Annotated in this window: 12 protein-coding genes and 1 pseudogene; 12 read left to right on the top strand and 1 reads right to left on the bottom strand. The window is 58.0% G+C overall.

What is annotated here, in order from left to right; genetic code table 11:
- Positions 1 to 12 precede the first annotated feature (12 nt).
- The 7 genes from CRO46_RS19260 (at position 13) to CRO46_RS19230 (ending at position 7674) form a co-directional block, all read left to right on the top strand.
- Entirely contained in the window at positions 13 to 744 is a 732-nt protein-coding gene (locus CRO46_RS19260; RefSeq protein WP_097109438.1) for a GntR family transcriptional regulator, read from the top strand.
- Positions 745 to 760: 16 nt separating this feature from the next.
- Positions 761 to 2185: an L-fucose/L-arabinose isomerase family protein gene (locus CRO46_RS19255; RefSeq protein WP_097109437.1), complete on the top strand. Its 1425-nt coding sequence runs from the start codon at positions 761 to 763 to the stop codon at positions 2183 to 2185.
- An 83-nt stretch (positions 2186 to 2268) separates the two neighbouring features.
- Positions 2269 to 3330: an ABC transporter ATP-binding protein gene (locus CRO46_RS19250; RefSeq protein WP_097109436.1), complete on the top strand. Its 1062-nt coding sequence runs from the start codon at positions 2269 to 2271 to the stop codon at positions 3328 to 3330.
- A gap of 24 nt (positions 3331 to 3354) precedes the next feature.
- On the top strand, positions 3355 to 4698 hold the full coding sequence (locus CRO46_RS19245) for an ABC transporter substrate-binding protein (RefSeq protein ID WP_097109435.1): 1344 nt from the start codon (positions 3355 to 3357) through the stop codon (positions 4696 to 4698).
- A gap of 72 nt (positions 4699 to 4770) precedes the next feature.
- Positions 4771 to 5679 (top strand): ABC transporter permease, encoded by a 909-nt coding sequence (locus tag CRO46_RS19240; protein WP_097109434.1) that lies wholly within the window; start codon positions 4771 to 4773, stop codon positions 5677 to 5679.
- Between the two features lies 1 nt (position 5680).
- Entirely contained in the window at positions 5681 to 6544 is an 864-nt protein-coding gene (locus CRO46_RS19235; RefSeq protein ID WP_210421548.1) for an ABC transporter permease, read from the top strand.
- A 17-nt stretch (positions 6545 to 6561) separates the two neighbouring features.
- The gene (locus CRO46_RS19230) at positions 6562 to 7674 is read left to right on the top strand and encodes a nucleoside hydrolase (RefSeq protein WP_097109433.1); all 1113 of its coding nucleotides are present in this window, start codon (positions 6562 to 6564) and stop codon (positions 7672 to 7674) included.
- A 171-nt stretch (positions 7675 to 7845) separates the two neighbouring features.
- On the opposite strand, the pseudogene CRO46_RS20225 reads toward CRO46_RS19230, so the two are convergent.
- Positions 7846 to 8015, bottom strand: a pseudogene (locus CRO46_RS20225) (IS481 family transposase); the annotation flags it as partial.
- Between the two features lie 424 nt (positions 8016 to 8439).
- Here CRO46_RS20225 and CRO46_RS19225 point away from each other — a divergent pair.
- From CRO46_RS19225 to CRO46_RS19205, 5 genes are all read left to right on the top strand, one after another.
- Entirely contained in the window at positions 8440 to 10476 is a 2037-nt protein-coding gene (locus CRO46_RS19225) for a bifunctional aldolase/short-chain dehydrogenase (RefSeq protein WP_097109432.1), read from the top strand.
- 327 nt (positions 10477 to 10803) lie between these two features.
- Positions 10804 to 11760, top strand: a complete 957-nt coding sequence (locus tag CRO46_RS19220) for a sugar-binding transcriptional regulator (RefSeq protein WP_097109431.1) — start codon at positions 10804 to 10806, stop codon at positions 11758 to 11760.
- Positions 11761 to 11828: 68 nt separating this feature from the next.
- The gene (locus CRO46_RS19215; RefSeq protein WP_097109430.1) at positions 11829 to 12986 is read left to right on the top strand and encodes an iron-containing alcohol dehydrogenase; all 1158 of its coding nucleotides are present in this window, start codon (positions 11829 to 11831) and stop codon (positions 12984 to 12986) included.
- A gap of 113 nt (positions 12987 to 13099) precedes the next feature.
- Positions 13100 to 13384: a hypothetical protein gene (locus tag CRO46_RS20220; RefSeq protein ID WP_244577971.1), complete on the top strand. Its 285-nt coding sequence runs from the start codon at positions 13100 to 13102 to the stop codon at positions 13382 to 13384.
- 68 nt (positions 13385 to 13452) lie between these two features.
- Positions 13453 to 13566: an SDR family NAD(P)-dependent oxidoreductase gene (locus tag CRO46_RS19205; RefSeq protein WP_097109429.1), complete on the top strand. Its 114-nt coding sequence runs from the start codon at positions 13453 to 13455 to the stop codon at positions 13564 to 13566.
- Positions 13567 to 13924 lie beyond the last annotated feature (358 nt).

The following is a 13924-nucleotide window of genomic DNA, read 5'->3' as shown; positions in this document are numbered from 1 at the left end:
AGGGTCTCAAAGGTGTCCTCCACCCCGAAATATCAATCCGTTCATGACCAGATCCTGAAACGCCTGCAGGATGGGCATTACTCGATCGGAACACGTCTGCCGACCGAAGACCTCTTGTCCAAGACCTTCGACGTTAGCCGGGTAACTGTTCGCAAGGCACTCGAGATGCTGGTGCGCGCGGGCTATCTGACAGCGAGGCAGGGCAGCGGCTACGTTGTCTCGACGCTGTCGCCGCCGTCTTCAACCTGCATGGTATCCTTTACTGATCAGGTTTTGATGGACGGCCGTATTCCGGGCTCCAGATTGCTTGGATTGGAGAATCCTGCGCGAAATCTGCCGGATGCGGTGTCGGAGATCTTTGACGAACCGTTGGTGCTGATCGAGCGGCTGCGTACGGTCGACAACCAGCCTCGCATGCTCACGCAGACCTGGATCCCGGCCCGCCTGGTGCCGGGAATTTCCGGTGGTGACTTTCCTGAAACCGGTCAAGGGCAGTCGATCCTGCGCATCCTCAGGCAACGGTTCGGACTTGAGTGGACCAGTGCCTGCGAAACGCTCGACTCGCTGGCCGCAAGTCCACATGTGTCGGAGCGGCTGAACATACCAGTCCAAACTCCAATACTTTCGCAGGCCTGCACGGCTTTCGACACTGAAGCCGACCCGGTCTTTTACGATCTGGTTTACCGCCGGGGACCCATCAGTTTCGATCTGTCCGGCGGCAAGCCCCAGCAAACCGTTCAATGAGATGTGAGTTTTCCAGATGTCCTTGACCATCGGGCTGATCAAAGCCTCCCTGCCCAGCTATTTTCCCCAGCGTCACGGAGTTTTTGAGGCCGCCCGTACCATGCTGCAGGCTGTGGCACGGGAGGATGGCTATCAATTCGTCGAGGCAGATACCATCCCGATGAATGCCGAGGATGCTCGGAAGGCCATTCAGGAGTGCAAGCAACTGGGTGCAGATTTCCTGTTGCTGCTGCACGGTGGGTTTACCATGGGCGATGTCGCGCGCCAGATCGCCTCGGACCCGATGCCAATGGGTGTCTGGGCGACGCCGGAGCCAACCCTCACAGACGATATTCAGCTTAACAATTTTGTTTCGCTGAACATGTCCATGTCGATTGCACGGGGTGTCAGGAACCTGCGCAAGCATCCCGTCCAATGGTATCTCGGAGCACCGGGTGACGAAGCTCTCGTTGACCGGATGCGTCAGACATTCTCAGCACTTTCGGCCCGAAAAGCGCTGCGCGGAGCCCGTATCGGCGTCGTCGGTGGATTGGCTCCTACCTTCTACAACATGGAAGTCTCCACCGACGCGTTGCTCCAATCGCTGGGTGTAGAGGTGGAACACGTCGACATCCACAAATTGACCGACCTGATGAGCGGTCAGGACAAGGAAGAGGTTGCGCGGGAACTGGCTGAGATGAGCGCGAAAGCGGAAGTCTGCGGCGTCTCCGACCCTCAAATGGATCTGACGGCCCAGGCTGTATTGTCCTTGCGCCGAATAGCGAAAGAGGGGCGCTTTGATGCCCTCGCTGTCTCTGACTGGCCTGCCCTGCAGGAAAATCCCGGTATGCACCCGGGCGCTGCTTTCAGCTGGCTGGAGGAAAAAGACCGGCTGCCTGTTGCCTCTGAAGGCGATGTTCTCGGCGCTGTGACCCAACTGGTGGTCAAGTCGCTTACCGGCAAGCTTGGATGCCTGCTCGACATGACCTCGCCGCACCTCGAAAGGGACCAGATCCTGATGTGGCATGGTGGCGGTGGCCCGCTGCATATGGCCGGCGGTTCCGTTTCGTGGATCAATCACCCCATGATTGGCCGTGGCACCGAGGAGGGGCCGGTCTTTGGTGCGATTGCCGATTATGAGTTTGCGCATGGTCCGGTCACGGTCCTGAGAGTTGCGCGTCACGGTACAGCCGGGTTTGCAGTCCAGGGTGAAGTCGCTACCGGCCCAGCGTCCGGATTTACCGGCTGCCGGGGCTGGGTAAGCCGCTTCGAAGATGCTCAGGGTCCTCGTTCGGCGGCCGATATCGTGACCACCGTTCTGGAGCACGGCCTTGAACACCACTTCGTTCTTGTGCCGGGGGCCGTGCGGGAGGTCTTCGAAGAGTTCACCCGCTGGTGCGCCATGGAGCAACTGGGCGTCATTCCGGCCCACCCCGGACTGCCTTCCTATTTACAAATCTGATCTTTCGTATTGACACAGGGATAGAAGTCTTCATATTTGTACTAACAAATTTGATAGGACGATTGAGGGCGAGGGAGGCCGCAGTGACAGAAGTCCACCTCAGAGGTGTCGGTAAGGACTTTGGCGCTTTTACAGCGATCTCCAGGATTGATCTCGATATCAAGTCAGGCGAGCTGGTTGCACTGCTGGGGCCGTCGGGCTGCGGCAAGACCACGACCCTGCGCATGATTGCCGGACTGGAGGTGCCTACATCGGGGCAAATCCTCTTTGACGGCGAGGATGTATCTGAAGTTCCGGTTCAGGACCGGAATGTCGGCATGGTGTTTCAGCGCTATGCGCTTTTCCCGCATATGACGGTTGAGAAAAATGTCACGTTCGGTTTGAAGGTGCGCGGTACGCCGGCGGAAGAAATCAAAGAGCGGCTGGAAGACATTCTCGATGTGGTTCAGTTGCAACCCTTCCGCCACCGCTTTCCGGCGCAGCTTTCGGGCGGTCAGATGCAGCGCGTTGCCATCGCTCGGACGCTCATTACCAAGCCCTCCGTCCTGATGATGGATGAGCCTTTGGCGAACCTCGATACGAAACTGCGCGGGGAAATGCGTCGCTTCATTCGCGATCTTCAGCAACGTCTTGGCATCACCACCATATTCGTGACCCATGACCAGATCGAGGCGATGGAACTCGCCGATCGTGTTGCGGTCATCTTCAATGGCAATCTGGCCCAGTATGACCGGCCGGATGTGCTCTATCAGCGTCCCAGCAGCATAGAAGTTGCCGACTTCATGGGGGCGGATAACATCTTCCCGGCGGATATCAGTTCGGCAGGTGTCATTGATTCAAGGTTTGGCAAGCTGACATTCGATCCGGCCACAGCGCCAGCGCAAGATGGAGAGGGGCATTTTCTGCTGCGCAGTGAAGCGATCGACCTTCTGTTGACCGCTGAAGGTGCCGAAACCAACCTTATTCAGGGCGTCGTGCGCAACCGGGAATTCTTCGGAGCCTCTGTCAATTACGCGGTTGAATGCGCTGGGGAGACGATCAACGTAAGCGAGCAATCACGGCGTCTGGTCGAGGTCGGAGAAACAGTTTGGCTGCGGATACAGCCCAATCACATCTGGGTCATTCAAGAGGGCTCCAGAGCGTAACGTCAAGTTCAAGTGGAGGAGAACATGAAGAAACTATTGATAAGCCTGTCGCTGTCCGTCAGCGCGATCGCAAGCTCTGCAGTAGCAGATGAAGTTACCGATTTCCGCGACGGATTTCTCAAGGGGGAGGTGACCTGGAGCGACGTGGAGACGCGCGCCAAGTCGGAAGGTGAAGTGAACCTCTATTACTGGGGTGGCAGTGATCCGATCAACATCTGGATGGATCAGGTGGTCACACCTGCGCTCGCCGAACTTGGTGTCAAGTTCAACCCGGTGCGCATCACCGGAACCAAGGATGCCGTCGATCTCGTGCTGGCCGAAAAAGGCGCCGGCAAGGGGCTCGGCGAAGGAAGTGTCGACGCAATCTGGCTGAACGGCGAGAACTTCGCCACCCTGAAACGTCAGGATGCCCTGTTCGGTGCTTTCGCAGACAAGATGCCCAACAGCCAGTTCATCGAATGGAACCCGGAAGATCCGCGTTCGCTGCTGAATCTGCGCGATTTCGGCGTCGAAACGAATGCCGCTGAAGTGCCCTGGTCTGGCGAGCAGTATGTCTGTGCGGTCAATACCTCACGGGTGGACAAAGGCAATGTGCCGGGAACATTTGCCGAGTTGAAGACCTATCTCGAGGCCAATCCGGGCAAGTTCACCTATGTGAAACCGCCGCACTATCTTGGCAACACGTTTGTTCAGGCTGCCATATATGCCCACAATCCCGATGGGACCGGTGGAGAACCTTTTCAGAATTCGATCGACGAACTCGGAGTCGAGGAACTCGCACGCCTCATCACGCCAGGGCTGGAATATCTGAAGAGCCTCGAGCCGCTGCTGCTGGGTGCTCAAAGTGGCTCTGCCCGCTATCCAGAGGATAACACCGCTCTGGATGGCCTCTTCCTGAACGGCGAGATCGATTTCTCCTGCAAGTTCGGTCTCTACGCGGTGGCGGTTGGTCTGAGCAACGGCACCTATCCGGAAGGGGCGGAGGCCTTTGTGTTTCCTGAAGGAAACATGATCAAGAACAAGAACTACCTCGCGATCCCGGCCAATGCGCCGAACCCAGCGGCGGCTCTGGTTCTGGCCAACTACATGACTTCGGTCGACTCTCAGGTCACAAAGCTGAAGTTCACCGGCATGCCCGCCGGCGTGGACCCATGGAAGTTGTCTGAAGACGACGTCAAGGCACTCACCGAAGCCTCCCCAGGCCTGGTTGGCGTCACTCAGGCAGAGCTCGATGCCAATACGGCTCCCGACACCAATGCGACCCTGGTCGATGTGATCGAGGCAACCTGGCTGGAATACATCGAACGTGACAGCTCTGACCAGATTGAAACAATCGTTCAACGGGCAGCAGACAACCTCTCGAAGTAAACGAGAAAGTGCAAGGATCCCTCCGATCGTCCAGCAAGCGGACGGCCGGAGGGGACTCCCGGGGAAAGCGCTATGGCAGAACGAATCACACAGGAACTTCGACGGCAGCGCAAGGAGCGCATCTGGATGTGGATCCAGCTGATGCCCGTGCTTGTTGTCTTGAGTGTTCTGTTCGGCGGAGCGCTGGTCCTTGGCGTCATGCAATCGCTCGGGTTTGCGCCCTGGTTCGGAGTGAACACCTTTCCGGATTTCCAGTACTTCGGTGCGCTCTGGGGAGACTGGTTTTTCTGGCAATCCCTGGGCCTGACGCTTTACTATGCGCTTGTCTCCACATTCCTTTCCTTGGTGATGGGCGTCTTGCTGGCGCTGGCCCTGGTCCGGTATTTCCCCGGGAAAACATTCTACAAATACCTCTACAAACTGCCCCTGATGATCCCCTATACGGTCGGCATTGCGCTGGCGGTGATCATGATGGGCAATAGTGGGATGATTTCGAGGCTGATGGCTTTCGTCGGGCTCATCGATGACCCTTCACAGTTCCCGCAGATCCTGAAAACCCACTATGGCTGGGGTATCATTGCGGTCTATGTCTGGAAGCAGACGCCGTTCGTTGCGCTGACCGTCTACGCTGTTCTTCTCGGAGTCGGCCGGGAAACCGAAGAGGCTGCCGCCATTCTCGGAGCCAACAAATGGCAGATCTTCTTTCAGGTCACGTTTCCACAGATCCTGCCCGGCATCGTGTCTTCGACCCTGATCATTTTTGCCTTCAACATCGGTGCGTTTGAAGCACCGTTCATTCTGGGGGGCGGCTTTCCCGATACGCTTCCTGTCGTAGCCTGGCGATATTTCAATGACGCCGACTACACGCTTCAGCTTCAGGGCATGGCAACGGTTGTCTCGATCGCACTGATCGCCGGCGTCATCCTCTACAGCTATCTTTCCTTCTACCGCCGCTATGAACGGCGGATCGGGAGGCACTGACATGGCCCGTCAGAAATTCAAAAGGGCTCTAAATTCCCGCCTGTCGCCTTTCCAGAAGATCTACTTGCTTCTGGTCGCCGGTTTCATCGTTGGTCCATTTGTACCGCTACTGATTCAGAGTTTCGCATTTCGCTGGGCGTGGCCCGATCTGCTGCCCGGCACCTGGTGGCTGGAACAGCGCGAGAAGTCATTGCTGCCGCTGGCGTGGGACTATGTGATTTCGCCCTACAGCCGGGTTTGGGAGGCAACGCTCAACACCGTGTTCATCGGCGCGGTGGTCACGGTAATCTGCCTGCTGATCTGCTTGCCGACGGCGCGGGTCCTTGCCCGGGAAGAGTTCAAGGGCAAGGCCTCCTTCGAGTTCTTTTTGTCCATGCCGTTGATTGTTCCGGAAGCAGCCATCGGCATCGCGCTGTTGATGATCTTCATCAAGATCGGACTTGCGGGCAGTTATCTCGGGATCATTCTGGTTCATCTGATACCGACGATCCCCTACATGATCCGCATGCTGACAGCCGTCTATCAGGGGCTTGGCCGCGATTTTGAGGAACAGGCCATGATCCTCGGGGCAAGCCGTTGGCAAATTCTGCGCCTGGTAACGCTGCCGATGCTGCTGCCCGGGGTGGTAGCTGGTGCGCTGTTCACCTTCCTGGTCTCGACCAATATCTTCCTGCTGACCTTCTTCCTGGGGCAGGGCAAAATCATCACACTGCCAACCTTGCTGTTTTCCAAGATCTCCGGCGGAACGCTCGACGCCTCGGCTGCGGGCATAACACTGGTCGTCACCATTCCCGGCATCATCCTTTTGCTGATCACAGAGCGCTTCATCAAGGAAGAGGCTTTCGGCAAGGGGTTTGGAAACTAGGCTCCGAGGACATTCCCATGACATCGCTTAAGGAAATTGCTCAGAAATTTTCGAAACTAGACGAATCTCTGATGCAATGCCGTCTCGGCCGCCCGGGTCCGCGCCCCCGGGTGATCATCGACACCGACACCGCAAACGAGATCGACGATCAATATGCCGTGGCCTGGGCGCTGCTTTCGCCGGAAAGGCTGGCACTTGAAGGCGTCACGGCCGAGCCTTTCTCCTTCCGCCACCAGAAGGAAGGTCTTCACAGTGCAGTCGCGGCACTCAAACGGGGTGCGGCCGAAAACGCCTTCGAAGAAAACTTCATGGGCGCTTTTGGCGGCTGGGCGGAGCGATTAATCGACGCGGGGCGTGGTGCGGAGGATGTCCACTTCACCGAACCCGACGAAGGCGAGAAACTGTCCTACGAGGAAATCCTGCGCGTCTTCGACAAATGCGGTGTGCCATCCGAAGGCAAGGTTTTCCGCGGGTCTCCCGGTTATCTGGAGAGTTTCGACGCACCCATCGACACGCCGGCCGCACGCTTCATCATAGAACAGGCGCGCAAGCGCAGCGAAGGACCGGTCTACATCCTGGCTATGGGCGCGGTGACCAACATCGCCTCAGCCCTGCTGATGGCGCCGGACATCATCGACAACATCGTTGTCGTCTGGACTTCTGCTTTCCCGAGCTATGCGCCGTTCAGCAATCAGCCATCGCTCAATCTTGTACAGGATCCGCTGGCCTCTCAGCTGTTGTTCGAATGCGGCGTACCGCATGTCTACCTGCCAGGCTATCATGTCGGTGCGCAGCTGATGATCTCAAAACCGGAGATGGAGAAATTCGTCAAGGGGAAGGGCGCCATCGGCGACTATCTGTGGCACCTCTACACCCACAATCCGTTGCATACCAAATATCAGATCAACGAGCCGGACACGAAGACCTGGGTGATCTGGGACATCATCAACGTGGCGTGGCTGTTCGACCCGGACTATGTGACAGTCCACATGACCAGCTCACCGGAATTGACCGATGAGCTTTATTGGAAGCATGAGCCCGGCCGTCACAAGATGCTGGAAGCCTATGACGTCAATCGGGATGCGATATTCGAGGATTTTTACCGTACCCTTGAAAAGGCCCCCGGCTGAGTAACGCTCTTTTAGCTCACTCACATGCATGGGCCACACTCGCCAAAGGATGTCATCAAGTCTTGGAGTGCGACCCGTCATGACTTCAGGTAGGGTTGGTGCTTTCTGGTGAATGCCAGGAACACGGGCTGGCAGCTTCTTCATCCGGTGAAGCAACTGCTGAACTCCGCTTTTCGGACAGGTTGGCAGATCAACCGACGATGTCCGCTTCTGCCATTTGGCGGCGGTTTCCTGATCGCTTCCGTATCGCTTTGATAGCGCTCTCAGCTCCGTCGGTGCTCTTGTCTTTCTCGACGGTCTGCCTCGGTCTTGGCGGTGCTGCCGTGAAGAACCTGTCCCACAGTGTTTCGCTTCGTTTTCAGGAAGATGATGCACCAACAAAAGCCGGGACCGCGCGTCTGGACATCAGCAAATCCTGCGGAACGGCTCGCTTCTCGCATGCTCCTCAGCACGATTTGCAACAATGTCAACTATGTTGACTATTGGGTATTCGGGTGCGATGTAGTCGGCGTCGATGACAGACATCTGGCTGATAAGCCCGACAAATCTGGGAGGACCGTGGCGTGAATGTGCCCGAAAACTAATCACCGACTACAGCGACAACCCTGCGTGAACGTCTTGTTGGCCTGGAACAAGCGACTTTACGTGTTGGTGTGCCCTGAGGCACAAAATCTGATGTGCGCTCATTACTGAATGGGGGATTACCGAAGCCAGCCGCGAGGGGCTTGCGAAGTTGTTTCCAGTGTTTGCAAGGAGTAACTGCCAATGATCGTCAACAGGTATGATAAGAAGGACGCACAAGGCTGGATTGAGCGTGCCGGTGACGACGAGGCGGACCGGGATCTGATGTTGCGGATCTATACGAGCCGACTGATCGGACAGGACCCGGATCTGGTCATGCATGGTGGTGGCAATACTTCGGTGAAGGTGCAGCGGGCGAACCTGTTCGGACATGTCGAGGACATCCTGCATGTCAAAGGATCCGGGCGTAACTTGTCGGAAATGAATGAAGCGGGACTTCCGGGACTCAAGCTCGAGCCGCTGCGCGATCTACGTGAGCTTGAAACGCTTCGCGATGAAGAGATGGTCAATGTTCTGCGGCGCTGCCTGCTGGATACGGCTTCTCCCAATCCTTCGGTGGAAACGCTGCTGCACGCATTTCTGCCGCACAAGTTTGTTGACCACACCCATGCGACGCCGTTTCTGGTGCTGGCCAGTTTGCCAAATGCAGAAGAAGTCTGCCGGGAGATCTTCGGTGACCGGATCGCCGTGGTGCCCTATGTCTTCTCCGGCTTTGGTCTTGGCAAAGCGGCTCGCGATATCCTTGATGCAAACCCTGACGCCGAAGGGTTGCTGCTGCTCAAGCATGGCCATGTAACTTTCGGCGAGACCGCGCGTGAAAGCTATGATCGTGTGGTTGGCCATGCAAATGAAGCTGCACGCTACTTCGGCATGGCGGGTGCGACAATCTCCGCGAACAATCCGCCAGCGGAAGAGATCGAGATGCTAGCCGTGTTGCGCGGTGCGATTGCCGGGATGAGCGACGATATTGACGCGCCGATGCCCGTTTTCGACATCCGTACCAATACGGCCGCGCATGCGGTCTGGCAGCAGAAGGACGTCGATCAGCTGGCCGGTCTGGGTGTGGCAACACCGGACCATGTTATTCACCTGAAGCCCTGGCCGCTCGTATTGCCGAAGTCCCTATGGTCGCAGGGACGCGATGCCATTCATGATGCTGTCCAGAAGTTCAAGTCTCGGTATCAGGCGTACTTCACGTCGAATGCGCTCACGGCAGACGGGGCAAAGACGATGCTATCGCCCGAGCCGCGCCACGCCTGGGTCGAGGGTGTTGGCATCGTCGGCATCGGCCGCAATCGGAAAATCGCCAAGGCGGCTGGCGACCTTTCAGAGCAGAACATGCGGGTGCGGTTGTCCGCTGTGGCGAGTGGCGGTTATCAACCGGTGACAGAACGCGAGCAATTCGGCTGTGAATACTGGTCGCTTGAGCAGGCCAAGATCGTGTCCGGCAAACCTCCGGCGTTCGAAGGCAAGGTCGTCCTCGTTACCGGAGGCGCGGGTACTATCGGACTGGCGACCGCGAAGGCCTTTGCTGCGCAGGGTGCAAATTGCGTTCTGATCGACTTGTCCGAAGAACGATTGCAGGCAGCTGTGGCGAGGCTGGGAGCGGGCCATTCAATCTTCGCTTGCGATGTGACCGATGCGGCTGCTGCAGATGCGGCTGTCACGCATGCGGTCCAACGCTTCGGCGGTGTCGATATCCTGGTATCCAACGCCGGATCTGCTGTGACTGGTTCGATGCTCGATATGGATGATGCGGCTTTTCGCCAAGCTTTTGAGCTCAATTTCTTTGCCCACAAAAACTTTGCAGTTGCTGCTGCGCGAATGATGAAGGTGCAGGGCCGGCCAGGGCAAATTCTGTTCAATATCTCAAAACAGGCGGTCAATCCTGGCCCGAAGTTGGGAGCCTACGGCATTCCGAAGGCCGCGACGATGTTCATGATGCGGCAACTGGCGCTGGAACTGGGAGGCGACGGCATTCGCGTCAACGGTGTGAATGCCGACCGCATCCGTTCGGGACTGCTTACCAACGAGTTCATCAAGGAGAGAGCGGCATCACGCGGTCTGAGCGAAACGGACTACATGGGCGGGAATCTGCTGAACCGTGAAGTTGAAGCGTCCCATGTGGCCAATGCATTCGTCGCTTTGGCGTTAAGTGATCGCACGACCGGGCACGTCATGACTGTCGACGGTGGCAACACTGCAGCTGAGTTGAGATGATCATAAGTCACCGGGAGGTATTCCGGAAGCACGCCGGTGGGCACACGAGCAGCGGTTTTGTAGAATCAGCCTGAGTGTGTAAGCCGGGGGCAAGGATGGCGCTGCGACCGCACAACTGGTGCTGGGAAGGGGCTGCAGCATGGCGCCTCTCGACATCAGGGGCGGTCGGTTCGTGCCGCACAGGATGGCCGTTCCGGGTGATGTTGAGGCGCTAACCGGGAACCTCTTGTGCGACGTGCATCTCGTGGCGGAGAATCCGTTGCCGTTGGTGGTACATGAACATGTATTTTGGTCCTTGTTTGAAACAATCTGGGTTGGGAAACACCAATGGAAAGCAGTCGTCCACACCGGCCTAATCAAGCGACCATGATGCTCGAAGCTGCCTGGCAGTATTACAACGACGGCCAGAATCAGAACGAGATCGCCAAGTATCTTGGGCTGTCACGCAGTACGGTCGTCAACTATCTGGCGGAGGCGCGCGAGAAGGGGTTGGTGAAGGTATCGCTCAACCCTGCCGCCTTTCAGGAAGTCACGCTCGCGCGACAGCTGCGAGAACTCTACGGGCTTGTCGATGCCTATGTGGTGCCGCGTCCGGCTGGCCTGTCTGATGCCGACGCGCTCAGGCGGGTAGGCCGGGTGGCTGGAGAGTGGTTGCCCGGGATGCTTTCCGACGGTGACGTGCTGGGTGTCTCCTGGGGTGAGACGATCTATGAAGTCTCGCTGAACGTGAAGGAAGGTTTCGTAGGCGATGTGACAGTCGTGCAGCTTGTCGGGTCGCTCGCGACGCCACTGGTTTTTGCCGCCGAAACATGTTCGTCGAACATCGCGCAGCGTCTGTCGGCCCACTACGTCAACCTTCCGGTGCCCGCCTATCTAAGCAATGTCGAACTCGCGCGGCAGCTTCGTGCCGAGCACCATGTTGCAACTCAGCTCGATGTTATCAAGAGGTGCAACAAGACACTGTTTGCCGCAGGAACCTGCACCCCCGACAGCCATATCGTCAAGGTGGGGGTCGTTACCGAAATGCAGTTGCATAAACTGCTCGACAAGGGTGCGGCAGCGGTCATCTGCGGCCAGTTTATCGACAAGGACGGCAATCCGCTTGAAACCGAGGTTCGTCAACGGATGATATGCGTTGATCTTGAAGATATGCGCAACAAGGACGCCGGCTTCCTGGTGGCGGTTGGTGAGGCTCGGGTTGCTCCTATCAAAGCGGTTATCAAGGGTGGCTTTGCCACCCATCTGTTGACCTGTGCGCGCACGGCGGAACTGCTGCTGCAGTAGCCGATCACATCCAATTCGTCCTATTGTCAATTGTTGCCTTTGAGCGGATTTCCTGGAGGAGTTTTTCGATGTTGCCGTTTGTTTTCAATACCACAAGCAGCATTCAGTTCGGCGCAGGGGCGCTTGAAAGGCTTGGCGAGCTTGCCCTCAGCGCCATGGGAAACCACGTGTTTCTCGTCACCGATGCAGGCATGGTGGCGACAGGGATTGTGGACCAGGCCCTTTCTCACCTCAAGGCCGCCGGCGTCGAAGTGACAGTGTTTGCCGATGTCCAGGCGGATCCTCCCGAAACCGTGATACTGACTGCTGCGGAAACCGCTCGCACTGCGGCTGTCGATGGCGTGATAGGTCTCGGCGGCGGGTCTTCTCTCGATGTCGCAAAGCTGGTGGCGCTGCTCGCGGTCGGCAAGGAGGAACTGAAATCGGTCTATGGCGTCGGCAATGCCAAGGGGCCTCGGCTGCCCCTGATCCTGGTACCGACCACCTCAGGTACCGGTTCGGAAGTGACGCCGATCTCGATCGTGACCACCGGAACCTCGGAGAAGATGGGTGTCGTTTCACCTGTGTTGCTGCCCGATATCGCGCTGCTTGACCCGGAACTGACCTATGGCCTGCCGGCACATGTCACGGCCGCCACCGGCATCGATGCCATGGTGCACGCGATTGAGGCCTATGCCTCGGCGAGCGCCAACAACAATCCCCTGTCGCGCACGCTTGCCACCCAGGCGCTGGAGTTGATGGGTCCGTCGCTGCTGCGCGCCGTACAGAACGGCAGCGATGCGGACGCGCGCGCGAACATGTTGCTGGGCTCGATGCTCGCCGGGCAGGCCTTTGCCAATTCGCCGGTGGCGGCGGTTCACGCGCTGGCCTATCCGCTGGGCGGGCATTTCCACATTCCGCACGGGCTCTCAAATGCGCTGGTGCTGCCGCATGTGTTGCGCTTTAACGCTGTGACTGCGCATCAGGCCTATGTCGATCTGGCTCCGCATCTGTTTCCCGATCTTGCCGCGCTGGAAGGTCAGGAACGTGTTGCAGCCTTCTGCGACCAGCTCGCCGCCCTGTCGGCTGCGTGCGGGTTGCCGCAGACCCTGCGTGAGATGAAGATCACCGAGGACTGGTTGCCGAAACTCGCCAGTGACGCAATGAACCAGACGCGGCTGCTGGTCAACAATCCACGTGCCGTGAGCGAGGCGGATGCCCTGGCGATCTACACGGCCGCCTTCTAAATACCGTGGTGTCTCGCCACCGATCCGAAGATTTTCGTTGTCGCGTTCTTGAAACTCGAACGACATGGATCCTTGCCATTGAGCCGAGCAGCACCGCGAGCGAGGATGGTGGTATGATGCTGGCCATCCCTCCGGTGGCCAGGATCGGCCCCTGGATCATTTTCGGCTTGCAGCCGCGCTTGGGGATGTCGGGTATCAGGGTGGTGCCGAGCATCGCGGTGTTGGCCATGGAAAAACCCGGACGGCGTGGCAAAGATCGTTCCGCAGCAGAGCGTAAGACAGAACAGCCGGCCGCGGGTTCCGCCGGAGCATTCGTCCAGTGCGTCGAATACCCGGGCCGCAAGACCGCTGTGAAGCAGCAACTCTTCCATGATCGGGAGCAGCGGCACGGGCTTTAGCGCGAAGCTTGTCACCGAGGTCGTAACGTTGGCGATCAACCAAAGCCTTTTGTGCGGGCACACCCAAAATGCCTGCCTATGTGGCGGCGAAGGGCGGTGCTGTCGGCTTCACCCGCGCGCTGGCGACCGCAGTGGGCAGATACGGAATCCGGGTCAATGCGGTGACTACCTGCCTCACCTGATCCGACCGCGCGAGGGCCGGCACCATGCCGAAAGCTTCGAATTCGTGGAGTTGCTTAAGGCCATGCCCGGAAAGGGTCAGCCTGAGGACGTCGCCAAGTTCGTGGCCTTCCTCGTCTCTAACGAAGCTGGCTGGATGACTGGCCAGTGCGTTTAGGTCGACGCCGGCATCATCCAATTCTGACGATTGTCATTGTTCCCGGCGGTATGGTCGCCGGGAGAGAGGCTGTGATCTGCTGAGGCATCTTCGCAGCACCTGGTCGAGGGGTAGCAACGGCGAGCGTGGCGGGAGGCGCTGCACTTGCCGGTATGGACTGAAACTTTGCTGTGTCTCTCCGGTTTTTGCCTCTGATGCGACGG

Origin of the sequence: Parahoeflea halophila, assembly GCF_900220985.1 — a bacterium.
Lineage (GTDB): Bacteria > Pseudomonadota > Alphaproteobacteria > Rhizobiales > Rhizobiaceae > Hoeflea > Hoeflea halophila.
The sequence above is the reverse complement of the archived record's forward strand: the minus strand, read 5'-3'. Positions and strand labels throughout refer to the sequence as shown.